Raw genomic sequence first — 25,183 nt, 5'->3', positions numbered from 1 at the left:
CCGCACGCAGATCAGGAACCCCATCCAGGGCCGCGCGCTGCCGGGTCTCCCAAGCCACAGCAGCTGACTTTGTGTCGAAAGTCCGCCCGGCGACGTACTGTCGCCCCGATTTGATGACCGCACGCCACCGACCACTGGGCTCTTTTCTCACCGCCATCTGAATTCTCTCCACCGAAGTCGCTGATCAGGCGGCCATACGAGTCAGCCAGCGTGCCACTGCAGCACGCTCATATCGAGGGCACGACGCACCGATCCAGATGACAGGCGGGCCGTCACCAACCTTCCTCCACCGGCACAGCGTCGAAGGGCTCACCCGCAGCCACTCCGCTACTTCTCCTGTGGTCAGCAGGTCGTCGTCCCGAAATCCCAGATTGACGCGAGCACGAGGCTCCTCAAGAGCACCTACGGTGTCGCTACGCGATTCGCTGCACTCACTCTTGATGAATCTAGTGCTCCCGTCGAAGGCGCTCATATCGGGACGACGTCCCCGAGTCGACGACCGTGCCATGCTCAGGTCCCCTCCTGTTCAGCTTTCTCCGAGTCCCTCTGGCATGAGTGACCACTGTGATCACCCAGCTGCCGTTCCAGCTCGGCCAACCCGTCGTCGCTCATGTACGGAGTCCTCATCCGGACGAACTCACCGGTCTCCGTCTGGACATATCCGACACCTGCTGTGGCATATCCGTTGGACGCGGAGGCGACCCGGATATCGTGCGGCCTCGCACCGGCCTCCAGAGCTCCTTCGCCCAACGCCACCCGCGTCTCCGTCTGATCACGCAGGCGAAGCGCCACAACTTGCGGGAAGAGATTCCGCAGCGGCATCGACTCTTTCGTCGGGTCTTGTCCAGCTCCGATGACGACGATCCCGCGAGACCGCCCCAGCGACAGGACGATCCGCAGATCCGCCATCGCCGAGTTGCGAGCCTTCGCATCCTTGAAAATGCTCGTCAGCGAAGTGATCTCGTCGATGACCACCACCATCAGTGGCTGTTCCGGCGTGGCAGTGAATTCACGCCCCTGATGGGCGTCGCCGCGCTCCTGGACAAGCGACGCCAGCTTCTCGAACACCTCGGCGTGCTCGTCCGCTGTATAGCCGACCTCGCAGAACAGCCCTTCAGCTTGTCGGACCTCACTCGCTTTAGAGTCCAGCCCCACGAACCGGACGAGGCCGCGTTCGGCCGCAGGCGCCAGACCGTTCACAACTGCCCATAGACCACTGCCTTTCCCGCTCCCTGTCGCGCCCAGCACCAGCGTGTGCGCACGCTGCAGCTCCACAGCTTGGCCTTGGTCATCGACAGCGAACGGAACCGGGGCCCCGAGATCAGCCGATGCTCTCGGAAGCTGATCCCAATCAACCGGCTGCTCGAGCGGGTCATCACCGGTATACAGCACCAGCCGGACGACACCCGGACTCATCTGATCAGCCTCGACAGTCGCCACGCCCCATGCCGCTGCATACGTCGATTCGGCCATGTATCGTTCAACATCCAGCCCCACAGGGACATCGATAAGTACGACCAGACCGCGACGGGATGAGGACATTCCGGCGATCCTCGGCTGAAACGCCGACGCAGACCCATCGACTTTCTCCGAGGCCCCCATTGATCCCCGAGGCGTCCGGCCATCGACAAGATACGCACCACCAGACCGCAGCATCACCACATCCCAGGTGAGCAGCACTCTTGCAGCGACCGGCACGTCTCGCTCGTCTACGTGAACAGCGTGAATGAAGGTGCGCTTCGCTGCAGGCCACACCGCTGCGAATGTGCCACGACTCCATGACCGCCATATTTGGAACCCGGCGAGGAGCAGAAGCGGGAGCCAGATCGCCGCAGTCCAGTCACTAACCGGAGATATCGCGAGCAGGACGCCCAGAACTCCCAAGGCTAGTGATCGGAGCGGCAGCCCGGCCTGCTTCATCGCTTCCGTCAGTAACCGCCAGACGCGAGCTGCCGCCTCCCGGATCACGTCACTCGCCCCCACCCGACCGGCGAGCCGACGCCGTCGCCGCCACGACGTCGTCAGCCACCCACGCCAGGCCAGACCGACTGTCCTGCTGCCAGTGCATCACCCGAAGCCCGGGGAACCTGACCTGCTGGCCAGGAGCGATCTCGGGCTTCGACGCCGCCGGAACCGTCACTCGCGCCATCCCCGCGTTCCCGTTCTCCTCGCCGCTGAGGAACGCGGCGATAGCCCACCGAGGCATCCCGTTTGCATCTGTTGCCTGCTCGCCTGTCTGGCGATCCTTGACCTTCGGCTCGACCTCCAGCGCCAGAGCCGTAACCAGTTCTTGATCCACCGGTACCCAACGCATCACGACACCTCCTGTGCGTGCTTTTCGACCCACATCCTCATCACGTCGTCCGACGCATCACGTCGATCCACAACATCCTCGAAATGCATGTCCTGCACGAGCAGCACCTGTGCGTCCGACAGAGCAGCGAGTTCGATCTCGCCATGCTCACTCCTCAGGCCCGACATCCGTTCACGTACTACGAGGTAGCCCACGCAGTACTCACCGTCGGATGCCGTCACGAAGAATCGCACTGGCACCGGCACTTCGGTCAGAGAAGTCGCATAGTCACCGGAGATCACGGCCCAGATCGGAGCACCGTCACCAAATGGGCCGGCACCCGGGCTGAGCGTCCACTGAGACATTTCCGCGAGCCGCTCTCCCACGGGCTCCCACGTCTCCAGCTGCATCACGCAACCGCCCCATTCCCCGGCTCCAGGTCAAAGACCTCATCCAGCTCGGCCATGTCCTCAGCCCAGAGGACCTTCACCGGACGACTCCGCTTCTGCCCCTTGGATCCCAGCAGACCGACATAGTGCTCCGCGCGCCTCCGAGCCAGGGCCTCGACGTGCTCAGCCCCCAGAGCCCCCAAAGTCGCGTCCTCAGCACCCTCATCGATGAAGACTGCGACGACGACGATCCTCGACGCGCCCATCTTCTCGGCGAGACGCCGGTGGGCACGCAGCCCTTTATCGACGTCGAAGAAGATCGTGCTGTCAGCATCGACAATTGTGCAGGACCTCACTTCCACGATCGTCAGCACACCGTGCAGATCCCACACGAACAGGTCGCCGCCATGGGCGCGCGGGCTCCGGCCCTCCACGGTGTATCCCGCAGCCTCCAGCACCTCGCCTACGACCCTCTCGGCCGCTCGGCTCTGCGCCTCACCGCTCCTCGGCGTGAAATGAACTTTCATTGCCACCTCCCGGCTCCACGGCCCCACTCTGAGACCGCACCCTTCGTCTTCCCACCCTACGATCTACGATGATCACCCAGGTGTCAAGAGCTTACGCCCAATTTTATCTATGCACAGGTCGACCTCAGATCATCTACGAGGAGGCGAATGGGTCATCAGATAGAGTGACTGCCATGGAACCAACGCCAATCGTCCCCGCAAAAGGCGCCGCCAAGATCCTGGGACTGACCGTACGAGACGCCGCCACCGTCATGGACGCAGGCCTCGCTGGCAGAACCTTCAGCAGCGGCGCAAGCAAATTCGTCGAAGAAGCAAAAGTGGCCAAGCTGGCACAATCGCCCCGCGTCGAAGGCGAGCACCCAGATATCCTCCAAGTCCGCGTCCGCGCCGCGGTCCCCGACGAAGACGACGCAAGCAGAAACTTCAAGGGCTGGTCTGCAGACCTCAACCCTGCCGATCGCGAAGCAGGGGTCGACAGATGGTGGCGCGTGGCCCCTGAAAAGCGCCACCACGGACTGCTGGTCGCCTCGGTGTGTGGATTCATCGTCCACGTGGGACAGATCGAAGGCTACGAGGAAGGGGCTGAAGGAAAGGTCCGAGCAGTCCTCAGCCCCGTCTCAGACCAGGTGCGGAACCAGTTCCTCGGTCACAGAATGCGAGGCCCTGCTGGGGGGAACACGATCCTGATTCCCGCTTCCAACTGACCTAGCCCATGCCGGGGTAACTACACGTGAGTTAACCATCAAGCCGCGTTGCACTGCCGCCACCGTATAGTCCACAGTTCCGCCACCGATCACCGACCATGTAGCTTCACCCGGAGCGTCACACCCGTGGAACGCGATACGGCGCGCCTTGAGAGACCGGAACGTCAACTGCGACCAACTTCGCGACTTCCGCAATGCGTGCCCCGCATACCCGAAACTGCGGTGCCGGGGAGATCGACACCCTCTTCGCCGGTACGCCCCTCCACACCGAGGGCACTCGACGAGTCGCCCGGCCCGGTAACAACGAACCAGGTGATCACGGCGTGCAGCGGAATCGCTCGAGCCGCCCCCTGCTTCTGCACTCAGATCCTTCACGGAGTACGCCAGAGCTTTCCGGATGTATCCAACGGTGCGCTTCGCCAAACGCCCATATTCCATGCCCGGTGCGGCAATCAGCTCCGCCACGACCTGCGACCCCCACCGCTTCTGACGATCCGCATACACAGTGCGCACAGCACGTACAGTCTCTTCGATGAATCGAGATCGAGTCCGCCCACTACTGTCCCGATACCACGACGCACCTATCTGAGCAGGCAATCGGACGAGAAGATGCGCATGAATCACACCCCGTGACTGCCACTCAGTCGTCCCGGCATACGCCAGCCGTTCGTCCAACCCAAACGCTCGCGACAGACGCGTCGCCGTGCGATTCCAGAGCTGACCGAATGCAGCGTTCCAATCAGCCTGTCCCGCATACTCGTATGCCTCCGGATGAAGCGGCACGCCTGCCAAGGAACTTCCTGGCTCATGATACTCACCACAAGCGCACCGTCGTATTGACCCAGATCTACGTCCGTACCGAGGGTCCACTCCACGCGGCACCGAATGAACACGCCCGAATGACGGCGCGGTCAGAGTCAGCATGACAACCACAGCCCCCGGATCGACGTCCAACGCCCCAGACCTGAGAATCGCAGCCGCATCACCGGAATACAGCGCAGAACACGAAACGCAATCAGCAGTCCGACGACGGCCACAACGAACCTTCACGACCTCACCCGAAGAGTCATTGCGAACCAGAATCGGTCGCTCGCAAGGCAACGAAGCACCCACTGCTTCCACACGTCCAGCGAGGTCGCCTGCATAAAGTTTCGATACCGGGTCAAGGGCGGTGCCCTCGCCGTCAGTCGCTCCGCTCCTTCCGGACTCGGGCACCGCCAGCGCCTCCGGCGCCTCGGAATCTTCACGCGCACACATTTGCAACCCTCCTGGTCGATTCGAAGTTCGGCCATGAAGGTCCACCGGAAATGTCCGGGACCGCTCCCCCAGTGCTGCTGGGATCCATGAATCACATGTGCCCCCGACGTGCCCCGGGGTTGCACGGAATGAACGCAGCGCCCGTCAGCTGCGTGAGATCAAGGCATGCAATCGTTGCACGCCGCCTTACTGAGCTCTCCTAAAGCGGGTGTCGCAGGTTCGAATCCTGCCGGGGGCACCAGTTGATCCTTGTTCAGACCTGCGACGTTCGTGGTGTGAACTCCACTCTGGTCTCCGCCTCTCTGTTTGCGGCGCAGCGCGGTGAGCTGGACCTCGCGGTTGAAGAGAATGCTGAAGGGCTCTCCGGGCTCTCCCAGAGACTGCACGGTTATCTCCAGGATCGGCCACCGGCGGAGTTCGAGAAGCTGTTCTATGCTGAGACCACCAGCCCCAACCAGCTGGTGGAAACCCAGGTCAAACACCTGTGAGGTGGAGGGGCTTCACTTGGGAGGATAGCGGCTTCGGTCCCACCCCTGCTGGCAAACCATTCCCGACTGTGGGCCCGCCAGAGGAGCCGACGCACGAACACGCGACCCTGGAAGAGGCCGCCCATGCCGCGGCAGACTGGCTTGTCTCAGCCGTAGGGAAACACAGGGATCCGAACGAGTCCTGAGACGTACAAGGAGTAGTCAGTCCCCTTCGAGCGCCACCGAAAGGCAGCTAGGAAGGGGATCTAGTCGTGTCGGCGACTGTGATGGGAGCTTCCCAAATTACTAAATGACTCGTTTACGAGCATTCATCAGCTGAGCTTCCAGGGTCTCCTGGGAGGATATGATGGTTCAGGAGCCATACAGGAGTCTATGCACGCGCCAGAAGAAGAAGACTTAGATCTCCGGCGCCCACCCGCTATGGAGTCCAGATCGGCAGACTGCGCCATCCTGCAGGGAAGCCCATCTCTTGAGGAGACCGATAACTCAGTGCTTGGAATGATTCCTCGACCAGGTCGCAGGCCTTGAGGCCCCACGTGGTCCCGGGGGAGATATGCCGGAGCAGAAACGTCATAAGCACCAGCGCGCCATAGACCCGTTTACTCTCACCTTCAGGCAGGGCTTGCGGATCTTCCACAGTGCGTAGAGCAGCCGTGGCTACAGGGACGAAGTTTCTATTCCAGAGACGCGAGTGATGGGCGCCAGTATTGCGGAGGACGGTGAGTTGCTCCAGCCAACGGACCATCGGATGCAATTTCTTGGCTCTGGCCCGTTGACTCCTCGACAGAGAGGAAGTGTCGATGTGGATTCCCAGTTCTCCGGCTATGCGCCATTGTGCAGCCGCGGGAAGCCCTTCAAAGAGACGTGAGACATCTGCGAAGTCGAGGACCTCTGTGAGCACCCAGATCGGCAGCGATCCACCGTACTTCTGATCGTGATGCCTCACTGGTTCACTGTGAGTACGTGCGCGGTTCACACGCTTGTTGACGATGTCCGCCCATCTTTTATGGTCAAAAGACGGGCGGAAGTTAGTGGGATCCTGATATGCCAGTGGGCTGATCTTGCCGAGGTAGGCGCTGACCTGCGCTCGCATGGCTACTTCGATTCGCTCTATTCCGTCATGAATCAAAGTGCGTAGCTTGCGGTCGAACTCATAGAGCCTGATCACATCGTTGAACGATGATCCCGGGATGAAGACATCTTTCCGAGAACCTTGTGGTGCACTTGCCGGTTGGCGGTAGGGGTACCAATATCCGCTGAGCCGATAGTAACCAATGGAACGGAGCCACTGGGAAGCCTGTGCCTCATCATCCAACTCCAGTCCGCGTGACCGGAGCAACTTCACCTGGTCTTCCACGGTGCTGAAAGCTTTGACTGGATGATTCACAAGCCGCCGAACCTTGCCTATACAGAGGTCAAGCCCACTCCAGCGCGAAGCTGGGCGGGCTCAACTATTGCCACTACTATAGCAGGCTCACAGGCCATCAGACGCAGCCGCCTATGATCCCGTCTTCCTCGGAGGACGGCCACGGGAGCGAACCGTTCCACCATGGGCTAGCACAGCAGAGCGAACAGCATCCTTGCCTGCTCCCAGCTTCGCCGCTACCTCTCGCAACGTCAGTCCTTCCGTATACAGCCGGGAAGCCTCTGCCTGTCGTTGTTCGGACAGCGGCACCTCGCGGCGGCGTACCCAACAACCAGCTCCTTGCGATTCGCGGCACTCAAATCCGTTTGAGGACCACGCGAATATTTCGCCACCGGACCCCGCTCATCGTGGTGCCGAGTCGACTGAGTGCGAGACGGGTACACCTGAGAACCCCTGAGAATACGGCGGACAAGCGTTTTCACCGGCGTCCGGGGGTTGAGGAGCATCTACGAAGGTGCACCGATTGGTCCTTGTTCAGACCTGCGACGTTCGTGGTGCAAATTCCGCGTTGACTCTTCACCATCCTGCGTGTACGTCAGTCTGGCCACCAGAAGTCGGCCCCGCCGGGAGTCAGGTGGCCCGTTCGTCTGGGTCACCCTTGCTCTTCGACGGTGAGGGCCACCCAGATGAGGGAACGGCCACCATCTTCTCTCATACCGGTGCGGGCAGCATTGGCCGGGTCTTCCATCAGTGCACCGCGCTGATGTGCTTCTTCGAGGAACAGTACGGCTCGGGGGTCCAAGTGCTCGCCGTACTCAGCATCGACGGGGTCGGCCTCCCACTCTGCGCACAGTTCACGCCGAGCTGGAAGCAGCCCGACCTCAGTGTCTGCTTCACCCCACTCCATCGGTAGCGGCCGATCGACGGGGTAAACGGTGAGCATCTCAAAGATCTCCCGCCCTTCGGCCATACGGCCTGTCGTCCACGGGTGACCGGTGACAGTAATATCGTGCTCCTGAAGCCTGACCATCAGCTCCTCAGCCTGCTGATTGAACAGATCGTTGATGGCCTGATTATTCTCATTCAGTCTTTCTATCTCATCAGTGGTCAATCTTAATATCTGCGCGACCCACGGCTGAGCGGGCTCGTCCTGCACAGTAACCCCAATGCTGGCCTCCAAATGAGTGAAGAATTCCTGTGCCCGGGCGTAGACGGCGTCTTCACTCTCCCTCTGAGCAAGGACCTCTTGCCGATGACGCGAAAGCACCTGCCCCGGCTCACTCTCCAGGGCCTGCCGTATCGCCTCCGTCCCCAACCCGACCTCACGCAGCACCTTGATGATCGTCGCGGGCCGCAGTTGTTCGACCTCATACCGTCGGTATCGGGAGTGCTGGTCGACCGAGGCGGGCTGCAACAGACCTATCTCGTCATAGTGCCGTAGCGCTTTGACTGTCAGGCCCGTGGTCGCGGCGAATTCTCCAATGCTGTACATGCATTTCAGTATCGAGCCTCCCCTGACAGGAGACTCAAACGCCGGGCCTCACGCCGACGCACCTCACCTGTTGACCAGTAGCTCCACGGCCAGGGAATCGGCCTCCGCGCCGACCGGCAACAGATCTATGGTCTTCCCTGCGGACTCAGGTACTGAGGTCTTTGAAGTAACGTGCCACCGGCCATCGTTCGAAGCCGATGGACTCGTATGCAGCACGCGCCGAGGCATGACCCCCGTCATCACCGGTTTCAACCATGACCATTCTCATTCCCGCCCGTCGGCCCCGCGCGAAAGAACACTCCATGAGTGTGCGTCCGATTCCCCGGCGCTGATACTCGGGATCGACAGCGATGACATAGACCTCACTCATGTTGTCCTCCCGGTGCAAGCGCGTGCTGACCCAACCCACAGGTCTTGGGCCGTCAACGGCTACGTCGATGCCCTCCGGCTCCTTGTCCAGCACCTCAGCAAGGTCTGCGCGCTGACGCTGGCGCCACCCCCTCGGGTAGAAGGCCCGGTAGACGAACGAAGGCACGTCATCTGCGAGGATAGGGAACACCGGCTCCCACGCCCGGATCGCCAGATCCAACAGCGCATCACGATACTGCGGGGCGTAGGCGACGATGTCGACACTGAAGCCGCGCGATTCAAGCATGAGCAACCTCCTCGGACCCAGAGTACCGAGGCCGTCCCCGCATCGGCCCTCGGCCCCATCCCCATACACCCGCACGACTTCCTAAAATAGGTCCATGCCGCGCCGCGTCGACGACTACCGAGGACTGACCCAACGCAGCCGAGTGCTGCTGCTACACGCAGTCCAGCGCACTCCCGGGCAGATGATCCAGTAGCTGGCCGAAGAGACCGGACTGCCGGTGAACACAGCCCGGGATCACCTGCGCGTCCTCGAAGACGAGGGGCTCATCGTCAGCACACCGGTAGAGACAGGACGCCGCGGCCGCCCACCCCGCTCCTACTCCCCTGTCCGAGAGCCGCAGCACAGCTCCTCCGCGGAACGACGCCTGCAGCAGGCCCGCGAGCGCGGGGCCGCACTGCGCGGACTGGCCCCGGAGCTGGACCACACCGAGACGCTCGGCCCCGACGCCGTGCACCAGCTGGACGCTCTGCACGACCACCTCGAGGACGCCGGCATGGAGCCGGAGGTCGACGAGCAGCGCCTCACCGTCGGACTGCTGCCCTGCCTCTACGAAGAGATGCTCGACTCAGAAGAACCCGCGGTGTGCTCCGTCCACGCCCGGCTCGTCCAGGCCCAGCTGGAGCAGGCCGGCGGCCCCCTGGAGCTGCGTCAGCTGCGCCCGTTCATCGGACGGGAGCGATGTGAGCTGATCCTCGGCCGCCGCGGAGAAGCAGCCCCCTCCACGCACGCCGACGGCGTCGACCCCACTGTGGACGACGCCGAGCTGGGAGCTCAGGCAGTCCGCGCCTTCCGCTCCCAGCTCACGCCATCACCACAGGACGAGCCTGACTGAGCTGTCTGTTCAGTTTGATCAGTCAGGCTGCTGAGCCCACAGGTCAGGGCCGAACACCTCATAGTGAATGTTCTGGCTGGGTACACCCTGGCTGATCAGTGACTTCCGCGCTGTCTGCATGAACGGCAGCGACCCGCACATGAACACCTGGGCGCGCTCGGGCACCTCCACGCTGGCCAGGTCCATGAACCCGGACTTCGCCGGGTACAGCGTCGGTGCCGATTCGGCGTCACTCTCATACCAGTTCTGCGCCTTCGCATCGGACATGGACAGCACCTGCCGGCGCAGGTTCTGATACAGCGCGTGATCGGCATGGGACTTATCCGCGTGGAACAGGCGAACCGTGCGCTCGGGCTGACGGCGCGAGACATCTTCGACGATGGCGGCCACCGGGGTCACGCCGATGCCGGCGGAGACCAGTACAAGCGGGGCGTCGCCGTCGTCGAGGATCACATCACCGGCAGGCTGGGAGACGTCCAGCGTCGTCCCCGGCTGGGCGTTCTCATACAGCCACCCGGAGACCTGACCGTCCGGGGTGCCCTCAGTACCCAGGACCCGCTTGATGGTCACCCGCAGAGTATTGCCGCCGGGCCCGGAAGAGATGGTGTACTGACGGGGCTGACGCAGCCCGTCCGGCAGGTCCACCGCAATGGCCACATACTGACCCGTGCGGTGCTCGGGCACCGCACCGGAGACCGGTGCCAACAGCAGGGAGAACACGTTCGCGGACTCCTCGACGCGCTCCACCACCCGGTACTGACGCCAGGGCTGCTCCGGGTCGGTGCCACCGGCGGCATAGAGCTTGGCCTCCTCAGCGATGAGCGCCGTGGCAAACAGCCAGTAGACCTCATCCCAGGCCGCACCGACCTCCGGAGTGATGGCATCTCCCAGGACTTTCTTCACCGCGCCCAGAAGGTAGCGGCCGACGATCAGGTATTCAGGCGCCTTGATGCCCAGCGAGACGTGCTTATGCGCGATCCGCTGCATCACCGGGGTGAAGTCCGGGGCGTCGGGGTCCAGCAGATGAACCGCGAAGGCCACCACTGAGGAGGCCAGCGCCTTGGGCTGCTCACCGATCGCCTGGTTCGCCTGGTTGAAGACGTTCAGCAGCTCGGGGTGGGCGGCAAACATATCCGGATAGAAGACCTTAGTGATCTCCTCAGCGTGCTCCGCGACGACGCCGGCAGTCTGGGCGACGATCTCCTCGTTCTCGGGCGAGAGCTTCAGGTCCATGGGGATCCTTCCTGGGTGAATCCTGCAGTTCACGTAACGCTCCGATCCTCACCGATCCCTCACATCGCCCGCTCACGCGTTCGCCGTGTTTATTCACTTCAGGTCTCGGCCGTGCGCCGTCACAGCAGCAACGCCAGGGACACACCAGTGAACGCAGCCCCGGCGGTCAGCGTCAGGACGATCGCCACCGTCACGATCGCTGAGGCTGATTCTCAACCCTGCGGGGCGGAACCGCGTCTCAGGCCTTCTTCGCCGCCGCCTTGCGCGCCTTTTTGTTCTCCCGCACCTGCGTCAGCGTCGCCGCATCGACGACGTCGGCGGCGGAGATCATCGCGCCGTCCTCACCGTACTCCCCGGCCGCCTCACGCCACCCGGTCACGTCCACCCCATACTGCTTACCCAGCAGGGCCAGGAAGATCCGTGCCTTCTGCTCGCCGAACCCGGGCAGCGCCTTCAGCCGACGCAGCACCTCGGGTCCATCAGGGTCACCGTGGGTCCAGATTCCGGCGGCGTCGCCGTCGTAGTTCTCAGTGATCGTCCGTGCCAGATCCTGGACACGTCCGGCCATCGACCCCGGGAACCGGTGCACCGCCGGCTTCTCGCGGAACACCTCGACGAACGTCTCAGCATCCATCGCCGCCACCGCCCGCGGAGTGAACTCGTCCAGCCGCGCGGCCAACTTGGCCGGTCCGGCGAACGCCGTCTCCATGGGAACCTGCTGGTCCAACAGCATCCCGGTCAGCAAAGCGAAAGGGTCCTCGGTCAGCAGCGCATCTGCGGTCTCATCCGCAGCCAGGTAGAGAGAAGTCACAGACCCCATTGTGCCCCGACACCGTCAGCGCACAACTCTCAGCGGTGCAGCACCGTCAGCAGGAACACCGCATCGGTGTCCGCCTGCACCGCGTGGCGGGCCTGCGGAATGGGGACGACGTCGCCGGTGGTCAGCTCCCACTCATGGTCAGCAGTGATGATCCGCAGGTCTCCGATCAGCACGTAGAGGATCGCGTCTTCCGGGGCATCGTGCTCGGCGAGCTCGGAGTCAGCGGTCAGGGCCAACAGGGATTGGCGCATCGCCACCTCACCGCCGCGCACTGAGCGGGCCGCACGGCCGTGGCGGGATTCCCGCGCCTGGACGAGCAGCTCCTCCCCCAGGGTGATGAGGTTCGTCGTCTGTGGGGTCTGCTCGGCCATAGTTCCTCCTGAATCGGGACGTGAGTGGGGGCGCCGTCGTCTGTCTCCAGTCTGGCGCGCCTCACCGCAGCAGCGGCAGTGCCCATTCCACAGTCTGGACGACCGCCGGGATGAGCGAGACCACCAGCAGCCCCGCCATCACCAGGTTGAAGATCCGCAGATGGGCCGGGCGGGAGAGCACCCGGCCGACGCCGACCCCGAGCAGTGCCCACACCGTAGTGCACGGCGTGCCGAAGACCGCGTACACCAGGGCGATGACCAGGATCTCCAGCACGAACGACTCCCAGGCACCGGTGTAGGCGGCGATGACGCCCACCACCATCGTCCACGCCTTCGGGTTCACGAACTGGAACAGCGCCATCTGCACGAAACCGGGCGGGCTGCCCTGACGCTGCGCGGCGAGATCGGTGGGGCCTGTGGCGATCTTCCAGGCGAGATACAGCAGGTAGATGATGCCGATGGGCCGCAGCACGTCGAGGATCACCGGCCACTGCTCCAGCACCTGTCCCAGTCCGATGCCGACGAGGATGATCATCGTCGGGAAGCCGATGTTGACGCCGGCAATCGTCGGGATAGTGCGCCGCAGCCCGAATGTGGCACCGGAGGCCATGGCGATGGTGTTGTTCGGCCCGGGCGTCCCGGCGGTGGCGAAGACGAAGAGGACCAGCGAAAGCAGCGTCACCCATCCGATGCTAATCGAGCATCCCTGGGCTTGTGAGGAATCCCGTGGAACATACGGCGGGAGAACTCACAAAGCCAGGGATTCACGATCGGGGGCGACGGAGGCGCAGTGCCAGTCCCAGCACCGCGCACACCAGATAGATCACCCCGACGGCGGCCCACCCGGCCTGGAATCCACCCGCCGAGGACACCAGCGCCCCCATCATCACCGGCCCCAGCGTGAACCCGCCGAACATCCCCGCCGTCACCACCCCGGAGGCCGAGGCCATCGACGACGCCGCCACACTGCGCAGCAGCGTCCCCATCAGCACCACCGACACTCCCAGCGCCGAAGCCCCGTGCAACGCCACTGCCAGCCACAGCACCGGCGTCCAGCCGGTGGCACCGGCGACGACGAACGCACCCGCCCCGGCGAGCGCCGTCAGCGCCAGCACCACCAACAACCCCGGCGCGGAGGCACCACGGGACATCACCCGCGCCCAGCCGATCCGCGCAGTCACACCGATCGCGCCGGCCACCGCCGCCGTCGCACCGCCCAGCACCAGGCTGAAACCCAGCTCACGCACGGCGAACAGCGGCATATAGACATTCGTCGCCTGCACCCCCACGCCGGTGAGGAAACCGAACCCGGCAAGCGCCCAGACCATCGCCCCGTGGCGTGCGCGCGGCTGCACGTCGGCGCCGGTCTCCACGGCGGTGAGGACAGGCGTCCTCTCCAGCACTCGCCAGGACAGCATCAGCAGACCCAGCGCCAGCAGAATGCTCACCAGCGAGGCCCCGCGCCACCCGATCCACATGGCCAGCACCGGGAAGCTCAGGCTGGCCACCAGCTGGCTGACCTGCACGCCGGACTGCTTGATCCCCGCCCAGCCGATGCGCCGGGCCGAGTCCACCCGCTGCAGCAGGATACGGTTGGTCACTCCATTGGTGACCGACTGCGCGACACCGGAGAGCCCGAAGGCGACGATCAGCAGTGCATAGCCTCCGGGCACGCCGGCCAGTCCCAGCGCGGCGGCGGCCAGCAGGAACACGGCACTGAGCAGCAGCCGGTCCGAGAGCCGATCGGCGATCCGCCCCACCGTAGCGTTGCCGATGGCTGCGCAGGCGAAGCAGACAGTGGCCAGCAACCCGAAGTCGGCGGCGGTGATACCTAGATCCGCGATGACCAGCTCACTCGTCGCGCTCAGCCCGTAGGTGAGCACCGGTCCGATGCCGATCGTCCCGACCAGGACGACCAACAGCCCGGGACCACCCGGCGGTGTTCTCCGCTGCTGCACCGGCCTCCCTTCCCTGCCCGGTCACAATCCTCCGGGCCTCGCGCTGCGGGCCGGGGCCTCAGCGCCTCGGGCCGCTCATCTACCGTATACCGGCACCCCGCAGAGGCCCTCAGGATGAGCCCGGCGGCGAAGGCTGAGAGGATGGAGCACATGTCCGCACACCCTCAGCACTCAGAGTCCTCCCTGGTCAGCACGCTGCATCGTCTCGATGGCCGCGGTTACGGCGGGTACAAACAGCTCCGCGGGACCCACGACGTCGGCGGCTATCGACTGGCGGTGGACCATGTCCAGACTGACCCGTTCGCCCCGCCGTCGAAGATGCGGCTGCTCATCGACCGGGAGGATGCGGGCTTCCCCGCCGAACTGCTGATCACCGCTGACCAGCGCGTCGCCGTCGGCGATTTTCTGGCCCGTGAGGTCGCGGCGGGGATCCGCCGAGCCGGCGTCGGCATTGCGGGTAAGGGTTCAGGCGGGCTGAGCATCGGCACCCCGGGGCAGCAGGTGCTGGACCGCACGAGCATCCGTTTCACTGAGAGCACTTTGGAAGCCCGGTTCGAGGTCGCACTGCCGGCGGCTGGGCGCAAGGCGCTGGGCCGGCAGGCCGCCCGGCTGCTGACTGAGGACCTGCCTCAGCTGGCGGATGAGACGCTGCGGTTCTCCGCCGTCGACGCACAGGCGCTGACCGATCACGTCATCGGCTATGTGGATCGGCTCGCGCTGCAGTCCAGGCTCGCTGAGCGGGGGCTGGTGGCCTTCGTCGGGGATGGCGCCGTGCTGCCCCGGCGCTCCGGGGATTCGGACCGTCCGCTGGACACTGATGCCACGGCGTTCACCTCCCCGGAGTCGCTGCGGGTGAGCATCGAGCTGCCCTCGGGCCGCACAGTGACCGGGATGGGTGTTCCGGCGGGTATCACACTGATCGTCGGCGGCGGGTATCACGGGAAGTCCACACTGCTGCGGGCGATCGAACGCGGCGTGTATCCACACCGGCCAGGTGACGGACGCGAGTGGGTGCTGACACGTGACGACGCCGTCGCCGTCCGCGCCGAGGACGGCCGCAGTGTGGCCGCCGCGGATATCTCCCCGTTCATCAGCGGGCTGCCCTCGGGGACCGACACCACGTCCTTCACCACGACGAATGCCTCCGGCTCCACCTCCCAGGCCACGAACCTGGTGGAGGCTTGGGAGACCGGCAGCCGGCTGCTGCTCATCGACGAGGACACCTCCGCTACGAATTTCATGATCCGCGACGACCGGATGCGCGCGCTGATCCCCGACGAACGCGAGCCGATCACCCCGTTCGTGGAGCGGATCCGTGCCCTCTATGAGGAGCACGGGATCTCCACGGTGATGGTGGTCGGCGGGTCCGGCGCGTTCTTCGACGTCGCCGATCAGGTGATCGCTCTGGAGTCCTATGTGCCCCGGGACGTGACGGATCGGGCGCGTGAGATCGCCGGGATCGAGGCTCCGGCCTCTGCCCAGCCGCTCGAGCGCCCCCGGACGCCGAGGGCGCCGACGTCGTCGAGCCTGAACCCGGGGTCCAAGCGCAAGGCTGCTTCCGCGGCCGGGCGCGCGGCGATGCGCTACGGACGGGAGACCATCGATCTCTCCGCGGTCTCCCAGCTGGTGGACCCTGCCCAGACTCAGGCGGTGGCCCACACGCTGGATCGGATCGCCCGCCAGGCCGATGGGCACCGCAGCGTCATCGAGCTGGTGGATGAGGTCATGGAGATCCTCGACGACGACGGGCCCGGTGGCGGGCTGGAGGCGATCTCGCCCCATCACGGTCATCCGGGGCATCTGGCGCGGCCCCGCAGGCAGGAGATCCTCGCCGCGCTGAACCGCTACCGCGGCCTCGAGATCTGCTGATCAGCGCGTCAGTCCTGCGCGGATCAGTGAGCAGCCTTGCCCGGATCAGTGGGCAGTCTCGCCCGGACACAGCCCTGCCTGACTCCACCCCATCCCCTGCCCCTGCCCCTGCCCACCTCCCCTCCTCGAGGGAGCAAACCTGGTCACGACACGCCGATCTGGCGGACCAGATTCTCTCCCTCGATGAGCGGGCGGGGCAGGGACAGAGGCAGGAGCAGGGCACGGGGTCAGTGCGCGGTGACGCCCTGGACATATTCGAAGGCCAGGTCAGCCAGCTCAGTCTGCAGACTGTGAAACAGCTCGACGGACCGCGCCCCCGGCCAATCGTGCGGCAGCAGCTCCGACGGCAGTCCGGGGTCGACGTACGGGATGTCGCGCCAGGCATCCATCCCCCGCAGATACCTCCGAAAAGCCTCCGCGCCCTCACGCCCGGCAGACTCCGGCCCACTCTCCGCCCCCGAAGGCAGCAGCCTCTCCACCGTGTGCTGGAACCGGCGATGCCGCGCCCCCAGCCCCTCCAGATCCCACCACTGCGCCGCCGCATCGGCCACCGGTCCGGGCGTATCCAGCTGATCGACCCGGAACAGCGTGGCCAGCCCACGGGCGTCCAGATCCTCCAGGATCCCTTCCACTTCTCCCCGCAGATGATCCGGGCAGATCCACAGCCCCTGAGCCACCGCCCCGCAGCCGATCCACCGCAGCCTGCGCCGCAGCTGATGACGCAGAGGCCGCTGCTGCTCACCGATCGTGTAGGAGATCAAGCACCACGGCTCATCGGAGCCCATCATGCGTGGCCCGAAGATACGCCGGTCCCCACGGCGGAACATCTCCTCAGCGGCCGCGTCCAGCACGTACCCGGCCACATGCCCGGCCGAGCCCGCACGCGGCTGAGAGACCAGCACACCTCGGCGTTTGAGCCGGGTGATCGCCGAGCGGGTCCGCGCCGGCGGCGAACCGGCCTCCTGCGCCAGATGCACCAACGACGACGTCGCCATCCACCCGCCCACCCGGCGCAGATACAGCCCGACGACGGTGAGCACCAGCGACGGGCTGCTCCCGGTGCGCGCCCTGAGATCGTCCGCCGGGCCGCTGGCACCCCCGCCGCTCACCGCCGACCCTCGGCAGCGTTCCCCTGGACGGCAGCCAACTCCTCGCCCAGCGCCCGCACGCCGATCTCCACCTCGGCAAAGCTGGTGCTCAGCGGCGAGAGGCCCAGGCGGATCCCGTCGGGGGCACGGAAGTCCGGGATCACCCCGCGCGCCCACAGCCGCGCGGTGACCTCCTCGAAGCTCGGATGGGTCAGCGTCAGATGGCTGCCACGCCGTGGCCCGGCAGTCGGCGAGGCCAGCTGCGCCCCACGAGGCAGCACGTGGATCTCCGCGGCCCGCTCAGCGATGTCGGTGAGCCGTCGGGACTTCTCCGCGATGGCCTCCATCCCGGCGGATTCGATCAGCTCCAGCATCGAACCGATGGCGAGCATCCCCAGGATCGTCGGGGTCCCGGAGACGAACCCCCCGATCCCCGAGGCCGGCCGGTAGCTCGGCTCCATGGCGAACACATCGGCCGCGCCCATCCATCCCTGGATCGGTTGCCGCAGCGTGGCCTGGTGCCGGTGGGCAACATAGCAGAACGCCGGGGAGCCAGGGCCGCCGTTGAGGTATTTATAGGTGCAGCCGACGGCCAGGTCCACTCCCCAGTCATCCAGGTGAGTGGGCACCACCCCGGCGCTGTGACAGAGGTCCAGCACCAGCAGCGCACCGGCCCCCCGTACCGCCTCGACGACGGCGGGGACGTCGAGCACGTACCCGGAGCGGTAGGCGACATGGCTCAGCAGCACCGCAGCAGTCTCATCACTGACGACCTCGGCCACCTGTTCCGGTGTCACGCCGGAGGCCGGATCGGCGGGAATCCAGCGCAGCCGCATCCCCAGTTCCTCAGCGATCCCTTCGGCGATGAACCGATCGGTGGGGAAGTTATCGTCGTCGAGGACGATCTCCGTGCGCCCGGGGCGGGCGGCGACAGCGGCGCGCAGGGTCTTGTACAGCAGCACCGTCGTGGAATCCCCGACGACGACCTGCCCGGCGGCTGCCCCGAGGGTCAGCTGCCCGATGCGGTCCCCCAATCGGTAGGGCTCAGCCATCCAGGATTCGTCCCAGCCACGGATCAGCCGGCCTCCCCATTCCTCGGTGACGAAGCGGGAGGCCCGTTCGGCGAAGGCGGCGGTGGGACGGCCCAGCGAGTTGCCGTCGAGGTAGGATACCACCTCCGGCGTGGTCACGAAGGCCGAGACGTAGTCAGCCAGCGGATCATCGCGATCCAGCGCGGCTGCCTGCCGATGCAGGGCATGTGCGGCGTCAGAGGTCGACGGAGGGTGCGGGGTTGTCATGGTCTCAGCTCCTCGAGTGCGCTGACAGGGACGGGGCGGGCGTGCGGCAGGGCGGCCAGCACCTCGGCGGGATGCGTGATGTCAGCCGGCAGCACAGTGGCGACGGCGGCATGCGTGGAGAGCAACGGGACACCGGTGAGCATCAGCAGCAGCCGCTGTGCGGACAGTCCGGCCTCGTGCCCGAGGCTCAACAGCGTATCGACCTCGGGCTCGTGCAGCTCGGGCTCCTGCAGCCCGTTGCCGAGATCGGTGCCGTAGATGGCTCGACCGCCGCGGCGCAGGAACCGCTTCAGGTTCTCCGTCGCCGTATCCCAGGCCTGCTCGTCACCGTCGCGGCGGTGCATGTCCAGAGTGCTGATCCAGATCATCCGAGAGGCCATGGGCTCGATGAGCTGGTCGTCGAGCCGTTCGGTCCACGGGGTGTGGGCCAGCGCGCGGACTCCGGCATTCAGTGCGCGTGCGGCCTGGCCGGGTCCTTCGGCGTGGGCGATGACCGGCAGGTCACGAGTCCGGGCAGCACAGACCACGGCCTTCAGTGTGGTGTCCTCGAGCACCGGCCCCGCTGAGGAGTTCAGCGCCACTTTGATGACGACGGCGCCGGCGTCGGCCTGCTCGGCCACAGCTCTGTGCGCCTGGTCCGCTGTGCTGATACCTCGGAGCGAGCCCGCAGGGGCCCAGCGGCGTGTGCTCGGGTAGCCGCCGTCGGCGGTGAGGAACGCCCCGGCGAAGGCGACCTCGGTCGCGGTCCGTCCCGCGGTGTCAGCGAGGAACTGCGGTTCACCACCGAGGTCCAGCACCCGGCCCAGGGTCTGCGAACCCTGCGGCGGCAGCGGCGCCAGACTCAGATGCACATGGGCATCTGTCAGCGGTGGGATGACGGTGACCGGCTGCCCGGAGGCCTCGTCGCAGTACCGGGCAGGCCGGATCAGCCCCGCCGAACCCTCGGCCCCGTCGGTCATCCCAGCCTCGTGCGCACAGTGTAGAGCTCGGGGAAGAAGGTCAGATCAAGGGCCCGCTTCAGGAAGTCCACCCCGGAGGAGCCTCCGGTGCCGGTCTTGCGGCCGATCGTCCGGGTGACGGTGCGCAGATGGCGGAAGCGCCAGAACTGGAAGTTGTCCTCCAGGTCCACCAGCTCCTCGCAGGCCTCGTAGACCGACCAGTGGGCCTGCTCGTCGCGGTAGACCGTCTCGAAGAGGTCGACGAGCCGGTCATCGTGGACGTGGGCGGTGGTGACATCCCGGGTCAGGATGTCTTCGGGCACCTCCCACCCGTGGCGGGCCAGGTGGCGAAGGAACTCGTCATAGAGGCTGGGGCGGTGCAGCTCGGCCTCCAGCATCCGGTGATTCTCCGGCTCGGAGTCGAAGACGGCGAGCATCCGAGCGTTCTTGTTCCCCAGCGCGAACTCCACCGCCCGGTACTGCACTGACTGGAAACCAGAGGCGCTGGCCAGGGATCCTCGGAACTGCAGGTATTCCGACGGCGTCAGAGTGGCCAGCACGCTCCACTGCTGGGTCATGACCTCCTGGATGTGCTTGATGCGGGCCACCCGCTTCAGCGCAGCGCGCAGCTGGTCCTCGGCCAGCAGACGACGGGCGGAGTCCAGCTCGTGGAGGGCGAGCTTCAGCCACAGCTCCGTGGTCTGGTGCTGGATGATGAAGAGCATCTCATCGTGGTGCTCGGGCTCGCTGAGCGGGTGCTGGGCCTCGAGGATCTTCTCCAACCCCAGATAGGAGCCGTAGGTCATCTGCCCGTCGAGGTCGGTGACGATCGTGGACTCCAGGGAGCGAGTGTTCGGTGCACCCGGCTCATCCGGCGCCCGGCCCGTTCTCCGTGGCTGCGGCTTCTGCTCCTGCAGTGGCTGCTGATCATCCTGCGGCACGGGTGGAGTCCTTCCCTTCACCGGCACCGCCCCGGCGGCGGCGCCGCGAGCCAGTCTATGTCCGAATAGTCACGGCCGTCACTGATCGGTCATATCCTGCGACTCCGTCAGACCCTGCGGCTCCGCAGTCTGCGCAGAATATGACAGGCTTTCCCCGAGCACGCCTCTGCCACCCGCCATCTGCCCCGAGGAGCCCGCCGGTGTCCGTCCCCTTCCGCCTCGCCGCCTTCGATATGGACGGCACCCTGCTCGACAGCACCAAGAACCTGCAGCCGGGAAGCCGGGCCGCACTGGCCGCACTGCGTGCCGCCGGCGTGCGGATCATGCTCGCCTCGGGGCGCCCGATCCCCGGGCTGCGTCAGCTCGCCGCCCGGCTCGATCTCGGCGAGGACCTCGTCCTGGCCAGCATGAACGGCTCGGTGGTCTATGACCTGGCCGCCGAGCGGCAGATCGCGGCCCACCCGATTCCTGCCGATACCGCGCGCTCCGTACTGCAGGCCGCACAGCGCCACGGCATCACCACCTCCGTGCCGCACGGGGACCTGCTGCTCGTCGAGGATCCCAGCCACCCGCGCGTGGCCTACGAGGCTCAGGGAAACAACCTCCGCATCCACCAGGTCACGGACCTCTCGGCGATCGTCGACAACCCCGAACTGCACGGCGCACCGACCAAGATCCTCTTCATCGGTGAGCCCGCCGACGTCGCCCCACTCGAGCAGGAGCTGCGAAGCACATACAGTGCGGAGATCGAACTTGCCTGGTCCTCACCCCGGTACCTTGAGGCCACGGCGGCCGGGGTCCACAAGGGCCGGGCGATCCTGGACTTCTGCGCCGCCGAGGGAATCGCTCCGGAGGAGGTGCTGGCCTTCGGCAATCAGGGCAACGATGCCCACATGCTGCGCACCGCCGGGCTCGGCGTCGCGATGGGCAACGCCGTCGAGGCCGCTCAGTCCGCCGCTGATCTGGTCACCACCTCACATGACGACAAAGGCATCGCGCGTGTGGTGAACCAGTATGTCGATGAGGATCTGCTGCCCGACTCGGCCGGGCCTACCCCAGAGTAGACTTCGGCCATGCCCGTCACCGTACCGCCTGAAGGATCAGGCTCCTCCGAGTCCCCGCAGAGCCCGTCCACACCGCGGACCCAACTCGAGCTCGACGGCGGCCGACCGCGCCGGCCCGTGCTCGTCCGCATCCTGGTGCCGCTGGTGCTGGTGCTGGTATGGCTGGGGGTCACCGCTTTCGGCGGACAGACCTTCGGGCAGATCTCCGATGTGGTCTCCAACGATCAGTCAACGTTCCTGCCGGTGGATGCCGAGTCCACTCAGGCCACGGAGTATCAGCAGCAGTTCAGCGATGAGGACGCCGTACCAGCTACTGTGATCGCCGCGAGCGACGGCGAGCTGACCCCGGATCAGCTGGCTGAGGCTGAGTCCGCCGCGGAAGACTTCGAGGAGGTCACCGGCGCTGTCCAGGTGATCGGCCCGCAACCCTCCGAGGACGGCGAAGCGGTGCAGATCCTGGTGCTGCTCGAGGAGCTCGCCGTCGACGAGGGCGACGCCATCGTCGAGTTGAAGGAGCTGACCTCAGAGGCGTTCAGCTCCTCGGAGTGGACCGCCCACGTGACCGGACCCGCCGCGCTCTCGGATGATCTCAGTGAGGCATTCGCCGGGATCGACGGGCTGCTCCTTCTGGTGGCCGTCGTGGCAGTGTTCATCATCCTGGTGGTGGTCTACCGCTCGGTCATCCTGCCCGTTCTGGTGCTGCTGTCCTCGGTCGCCGCTCTCTCCGCAGCGATCCTGGTGATCTACCAGATGGCGCTGAACGACTGGATCCAGCTCAACGGACAGGCCCAGGGCATCCTCTCGATCCTGGTGATCGGCGCAGCCACGGACTATTCGCTGCTGCTGGTGGCCCGGTACCGAGAGGAGCTGCTGCTGCGGCGCAACCGGTACACCGCACTGCTCACCGCCGTGCGCCGCGCCGCTCCGGCGATCCTCGCCTCGGGCGGGACTGTGGCCGTGGCCCTGCTGTGCCTGCTGTTCTCCGAGCTGAACTCCAACCGTGGGCTAGGGCCGGTGACCAGTACCGGGATCGTCTTCTCGATGATCGCCACCCTGACGTTCCTGCCGGCGCTGCTGGCGCTCTTCGGCCGCCCGGTGTTCTGGCCGAAGATCCCCCGGGTGACCGAGCAGTCAGTGACTCAGCTGACGGCAGCTCAACCGGCGGTGAGCGAGCAGGCTGCCCAGACCGCAGAGGACACTGCCGAGCCGGTGGACGGTGAATCTTCCACGAGCTCGGCCTCGCAGGCGCAGGGCTGGGCGCGAGTGGCCGGTTGGGTGCGCCGTCGGCCCCGTCCGATCTGGATAGTGGTCACTCTGCTGCTGATCCTTGCGGCAGCGGGAGCCACCGATCTGCGGGCTTCAGGAGTGCCGCAGTCTGACCTGGTCCTGGGCGAGACGGAGACCAAGCAGGGCCAGGAGCTGCTGGAGGAGCACTTCGACGCCGGCACCGGCTCCCCTGCCGACATCTTCACCGCGGCTGACCAGGCGGCGCAGACTCTGGAGATCGTCGAAGACGCTGAGGGCGTGGGCGAGGCGTTCCTGGTCGATGACTCCGGCGCTCCGGCCCAGGAGCCGGAGGATGCGCAGGAGATCGACGGCATCGTGGAGATCTCGGCCACCCTGACCGATCCGGGCGACTCCCTGGCCGCTGAGGAGACCATCCGCGAGCTACGGGCCGATCTCGAGGGTCTCGAGGGCGAAGTCGTGGTCGGGGGAACCACCGCCACCCAGTTGGACACCAACGAGACCGCCCAGCGGGATCTGGTGACGATCGTGCCGATCGTGCTGGCCGCCATCGGGATCATCCTGGTGCTGCTGCTGCGCTCACTGGTGACGCCGCTGATCCTCATCGCCACCACAGTGCTGTCCTATCTCTCAGCCCTGGGGATCTCCGCGCTGGTGTTCAACTACGCCTTCGGCTTCCCCGGCGCTGATGCCACCGTGCCGCTGTTCGGGTTCATGTTCCTTGTGGCCCTCGGCGTGGATTACAACATCTTCCTGATGACCAGGGCCCGGGAGGAGGCACACCGGCTCGGTGCGCGGGAGGGGCTGCTGCGTTCGCTGGTCGCCACCGGCGGAGTCATCACCTCGGCCGGGATCGTGCTGGCGGCGACTTTCTCCGCTCTGGCGGTGCTGCCGCTGATGTTCATGGTGCAGTTGGCGTTCCTGGTGGCTCTGGGCGTCTTCATCGACACCTTCGTGGTGCGCACTCTGCAGGTCCCCGCGATGGGTGTGGATATCGGGCGCCGCATCTGGTGGCCTTCCGCCCTGGGCCGCGGCCGTGACTGACCGTAGCGAGGCGGCCGGGCCGCCTTTCCAGGCTGTGCTGATGCGTTCAGCTACACATGTGGTGCGGGCTCGCCATATATCTCAGGCCGACGCACATCGATAGCGGAAGCTGAGGATCACCGGCAACCGCGGGAATCTGGATATCTGCGCGAGACGACTTCGGCCCCCTCACCACGGATGGTGAGGGGGCCGAAGCGACGGATCAGCTGAGGATCAGAGCGGGTTGATGTTCTCCGCCTGCAGACCCTTGGGGCCGCGTGCGGTCTCGAACTCCACCTTCTGGTTCTCCTCGAGGGTGCGGAACCCGGAGGTCTGAATCGCGCTGAAGTGCGCGAAGACGTCATCCGAGCCGTCGTCGGGTGCGATGAACCCGTAGCCCTTCTCAGCGTTGAACCATTTCACGGTGCCAGTGGCCATGTATCTTTCCTACTTTCTTACGGTGCACCGTCGTTCCCGGTGCATCTCCCCACTGCCCAGGCCGGGCACCGATGGGGTCTCAAGGGGCCTCTGGCTGCGTATGCCGACGCCGTGCACGTCGGCGCAAAAGCCTTATCGACGGTTTTCACCCTACGGCATTTCGTCCCGCGGGTCACGCCGTGAGTCACAGCACCACCGAATGCGCCGCTCGATGCGCACGCTGAGGGGCTGCAGGGAACCGCCGTCGCGGACGAGGCACCTCCCAGCAGACGCTGAGTGCGTGCACGCCGCCGGGCTGCCCGGACAGCACAGAGGCGGGGTCCGGACAGGAGAAACACTGTCCGAACCCCGCCTCTGTGCGAGTGTGAACCCCGCAGGATCCGATGCCGAGTGTGGCTCCTCGGATCAGAAGGTCACGTAGGCGTCCACGTTGCCCGGGTTGATGTCGTACATCACGGTCCCGGTGCTCGGGTTCTGAGCGCCGATGGCCTTGCCGTTGCCGATGTAGATGGCCACGTGGCTCACACCGTGCTCGACGACGACGTCGCCGGGCTGCGGGTTGCTGGTCGGGGTGCCGTTGGCCATGATGCCGCTGGAGGTGCGGGCGCCGGGGTTCTTGCCTCCGGCCTGCAGGGCGTTGTTCACGAAGCCGGAGCAGTCCCAGCCGGACTGGCTGGCGCCGCCCCACACGTAGGGCGTGCCGATGCCGGAGTGGGCGAACTCGACGACGGCCTGGTTCCCACCGCCGCTGGGCTGGTCCCCACCGATCGGGTCGATGTCGGGGCTCTGAGCGGCGCTCTCGCCCTGCGGCTCAGGCTCGGTCTGGGCCGGAGCCTGCTGCTCGGTCTGGGCCGGAGCCTGCTGCTCGGTCTGGGCCGGAGCCTGCTGCTCGGT

General features: G+C 65.8%; 26 protein-coding genes and 1 pseudogene. 6 read left to right on the top strand and 21 right to left on the bottom strand.

Going from position 1 to position 25,183, the window contains the following annotated elements; genetic code table 11:
- Positions 1–34: 34 nt before the first annotated feature.
- From RIL96_RS13430 to RIL96_RS08750, 6 genes and pseudogenes are all read right to left on the bottom strand, one after another.
- Positions 35–157 (bottom strand): annotated as a pseudogene (locus tag RIL96_RS13430) (hypothetical protein); the annotation flags it as partial.
- A gap of 27 nt (positions 158–184) precedes the next feature.
- Positions 185–472, bottom strand: a complete 288-nt coding sequence (locus RIL96_RS13370) for a helix-turn-helix transcriptional regulator (protein ID WP_374761874.1) — start codon at positions 470–472, stop codon at positions 185–187.
- A 38-nt stretch (positions 473–510) separates the two neighbouring features.
- Positions 511–1,920, bottom strand: coding sequence for an FtsK/SpoIIIE domain-containing protein (locus RIL96_RS08765; protein ID WP_310548640.1), 1,410 nt, complete (start codon positions 1,918–1,920; stop codon positions 511–513).
- A gap of 49 nt (positions 1,921–1,969) precedes the next feature.
- Positions 1,970–2,314 carry a hypothetical protein gene (locus tag RIL96_RS08760; RefSeq protein WP_310548639.1) on the bottom strand — a complete coding sequence of 115 codons (345 nt, stop codon included), beginning with the start codon at positions 2,312–2,314 and terminating at the stop codon, positions 1,970–1,972.
- On the bottom strand, positions 2,314–2,706 hold the full coding sequence (locus RIL96_RS08755; protein ID WP_310548638.1) for a hypothetical protein: 393 nt from the start codon (positions 2,704–2,706) through the stop codon (positions 2,314–2,316). Before RIL96_RS08755 ends, RIL96_RS08760 begins: the two co-directional genes overlap by 1 nt.
- Positions 2,703–3,209, bottom strand: a complete 507-nt coding sequence (locus RIL96_RS08750; RefSeq protein WP_310548637.1) for a hypothetical protein — start codon at positions 3,207–3,209, stop codon at positions 2,703–2,705. Before RIL96_RS08750 ends, RIL96_RS08755 begins: the two co-directional genes overlap by 4 nt.
- A 173-nt stretch (positions 3,210–3,382) precedes the next feature.
- Between RIL96_RS08750 and RIL96_RS08745 the strand changes: the two genes are divergently transcribed.
- Entirely contained in the window at positions 3,383–3,913 is a 531-nt protein-coding gene (locus RIL96_RS08745; protein ID WP_310548636.1) for a hypothetical protein, read from the top strand.
- Here the strand turns inward: RIL96_RS08745 and RIL96_RS13365 are convergent.
- Positions 3,827–5,170, bottom strand: coding sequence for a replication initiator (locus tag RIL96_RS13365; protein WP_374761873.1), 1,344 nt, complete (start codon positions 5,168–5,170; stop codon positions 3,827–3,829). The two genes, RIL96_RS08745 and RIL96_RS13365, sit on opposite strands and share 87 nt — an antisense overlap.
- A gap of 275 nt (positions 5,171–5,445) precedes the next feature.
- Between RIL96_RS13365 and RIL96_RS08740 the strand changes: the two genes are divergently transcribed.
- A complete protein-coding gene (locus RIL96_RS08740; RefSeq protein WP_310548635.1) occupies positions 5,446–5,658 on the top strand; it encodes a hypothetical protein in 213 nt (70 codons plus the stop codon).
- 418 nt (positions 5,659–6,076) lie between these two features.
- On the opposite strand, the gene RIL96_RS08735 is transcribed toward RIL96_RS08740, so the two are convergent.
- The 3 genes from RIL96_RS08735 to RIL96_RS08725 all read right to left on the bottom strand — a co-directional run bounded on the left by RIL96_RS08735 (position 6,077) and on the right by RIL96_RS08725 (position 9,171).
- Positions 6,077–7,045, bottom strand: coding sequence for an Abi family protein (locus RIL96_RS08735; protein WP_310548634.1), 969 nt, complete (start codon positions 7,043–7,045; stop codon positions 6,077–6,079).
- 631 nt (positions 7,046–7,676) lie between these two features.
- Positions 7,677–8,516 carry a MerR family transcriptional regulator gene (locus tag RIL96_RS08730; protein WP_310548633.1) on the bottom strand — a complete coding sequence of 280 codons (840 nt, stop codon included), beginning with the start codon at positions 8,514–8,516 and terminating at the stop codon, positions 7,677–7,679.
- A gap of 145 nt (positions 8,517–8,661) precedes the next feature.
- Positions 8,662–9,171 carry a GNAT family N-acetyltransferase gene (locus RIL96_RS08725; RefSeq protein ID WP_310548632.1) on the bottom strand — a complete coding sequence of 170 codons (510 nt, stop codon included), beginning with the start codon at positions 9,169–9,171 and terminating at the stop codon, positions 8,662–8,664.
- A gap of 217 nt (positions 9,172–9,388) precedes the next feature.
- On the opposite strand from RIL96_RS08725, the gene RIL96_RS08720 reads away from it, so the two are divergent.
- Positions 9,389–10,003 carry a helix-turn-helix domain-containing protein gene (locus RIL96_RS08720; protein WP_310548631.1) on the top strand — a complete coding sequence of 205 codons (615 nt, stop codon included), beginning with the start codon at positions 9,389–9,391 and terminating at the stop codon, positions 10,001–10,003.
- An 18-nt stretch (positions 10,004–10,021) separates the two neighbouring features.
- On the opposite strand, the gene RIL96_RS08715 is transcribed toward RIL96_RS08720, so the two are convergent.
- The 5 genes from RIL96_RS08715 to RIL96_RS08695 all read right to left on the bottom strand — a co-directional run bounded on the left by RIL96_RS08715 (position 10,022) and on the right by RIL96_RS08695 (position 14,385).
- Positions 10,022–11,236 (bottom strand): globin domain-containing protein, encoded by a 1,215-nt coding sequence (locus RIL96_RS08715; protein ID WP_310548630.1) that lies wholly within the window; start codon positions 11,234–11,236, stop codon positions 10,022–10,024.
- A 238-nt stretch (positions 11,237–11,474) separates the two neighbouring features.
- Positions 11,475–12,047, bottom strand: coding sequence for an HhH-GPD-type base excision DNA repair protein (locus RIL96_RS08710; RefSeq protein ID WP_374761872.1), 573 nt, complete (start codon positions 12,045–12,047; stop codon positions 11,475–11,477).
- 38 nt (positions 12,048–12,085) lie between these two features.
- A complete protein-coding gene (locus RIL96_RS08705; RefSeq protein ID WP_310548628.1) occupies positions 12,086–12,427 on the bottom strand; it encodes a cupin domain-containing protein in 342 nt (113 codons plus the stop codon).
- Between the two features lie 61 nt (positions 12,428–12,488).
- The gene (locus RIL96_RS08700; RefSeq protein ID WP_310548627.1) at positions 12,489–13,109 is read right to left on the bottom strand and encodes a LysE family translocator; all 621 of its coding nucleotides are present in this window, start codon (positions 13,107–13,109) and stop codon (positions 12,489–12,491) included.
- A gap of 82 nt (positions 13,110–13,191) precedes the next feature.
- Positions 13,192–14,385 (bottom strand): MFS transporter, encoded by a 1,194-nt coding sequence (locus tag RIL96_RS08695; RefSeq protein WP_310548626.1) that lies wholly within the window; start codon positions 14,383–14,385, stop codon positions 13,192–13,194.
- A gap of 150 nt (positions 14,386–14,535) precedes the next feature.
- Here RIL96_RS08695 and RIL96_RS08690 point away from each other — a divergent pair, with 150 nt between their 5' ends.
- Positions 14,536–16,254, top strand: coding sequence for an ABC-ATPase domain-containing protein (locus RIL96_RS08690; RefSeq protein ID WP_310548625.1), 1,719 nt, complete (start codon positions 14,536–14,538; stop codon positions 16,252–16,254).
- 227 nt (positions 16,255–16,481) lie between these two features.
- Here the strand turns inward: RIL96_RS08690 and RIL96_RS08685 are convergent, their stop codons facing one another.
- Genes RIL96_RS08685 through RIL96_RS08670 form a run of 4 tightly spaced genes read right to left on the bottom strand, consistent with a single transcriptional unit; the run spans position 16,482 to position 20,384 of the window.
- Positions 16,482–17,363, bottom strand: coding sequence for a PaaX family transcriptional regulator (locus tag RIL96_RS08685; RefSeq protein WP_310548624.1), 882 nt, complete (start codon positions 17,361–17,363; stop codon positions 16,482–16,484).
- Positions 17,360–18,640: a kynureninase gene (locus tag RIL96_RS08680; RefSeq protein WP_310548623.1), complete on the bottom strand. Its 1,281-nt coding sequence runs from the start codon at positions 18,638–18,640 to the stop codon at positions 17,360–17,362. Before RIL96_RS08680 ends, RIL96_RS08685 begins: the two co-directional genes overlap by 4 nt.
- The gene (locus RIL96_RS08675) at positions 18,637–19,599 is read right to left on the bottom strand and encodes an amidohydrolase family protein (protein WP_310548622.1); all 963 of its coding nucleotides are present in this window, start codon (positions 19,597–19,599) and stop codon (positions 18,637–18,639) included. The genes RIL96_RS08680 and RIL96_RS08675 overlap by 4 nt, the downstream gene beginning before the upstream one ends.
- A complete protein-coding gene (locus tag RIL96_RS08670; RefSeq protein ID WP_310548673.1) occupies positions 19,596–20,384 on the bottom strand; it encodes a tryptophan 2,3-dioxygenase in 789 nt (262 codons plus the stop codon). The genes RIL96_RS08675 and RIL96_RS08670 overlap by 4 nt, the downstream gene beginning before the upstream one ends.
- A 335-nt stretch (positions 20,385–20,719) precedes the next feature.
- Between RIL96_RS08670 and RIL96_RS08665 the strand changes: the two genes are divergently transcribed.
- Both RIL96_RS08665 and RIL96_RS08660 read left to right on the top strand, forming a co-directional pair.
- Entirely contained in the window at positions 20,720–21,583 is an 864-nt protein-coding gene (locus RIL96_RS08665) for a Cof-type HAD-IIB family hydrolase (protein ID WP_310548621.1), read from the top strand.
- A 9-nt stretch (positions 21,584–21,592) separates the two neighbouring features.
- Complete coding sequence (locus tag RIL96_RS08660) at positions 21,593–23,872, top strand: MMPL family transporter (RefSeq protein ID WP_310548620.1); 2,280 nt, start codon at positions 21,593–21,595, stop codon at positions 23,870–23,872.
- Between the two features lie 213 nt (positions 23,873–24,085).
- Here the strand turns inward: RIL96_RS08660 and RIL96_RS08655 are convergent, their stop codons facing one another.
- Both RIL96_RS08655 and RIL96_RS08650 read right to left on the bottom strand, forming a co-directional pair.
- Positions 24,086–24,289 carry a cold-shock protein gene (locus tag RIL96_RS08655; RefSeq protein ID WP_261625135.1) on the bottom strand — a complete coding sequence of 68 codons (204 nt, stop codon included), beginning with the start codon at positions 24,287–24,289 and terminating at the stop codon, positions 24,086–24,088.
- 405 nt (positions 24,290–24,694) lie between these two features.
- Positions 24,695–25,183 (bottom strand): C40 family peptidase (locus RIL96_RS08650; RefSeq protein WP_310548619.1); only part of this gene is annotated, 489 nt, incomplete at its 5' end.

Origin of the sequence: Nesterenkonia aerolata (assembly GCF_031470965.1) — a bacterium.
Taxonomy (GTDB): Bacteria; Actinomycetota; Actinomycetes; order Actinomycetales; family Micrococcaceae; genus Nesterenkonia; species Nesterenkonia aerolata.
Note: the sequence above shows the minus strand (reverse complement) of the source record. Positions and strands in the feature narration are given on the sequence as shown.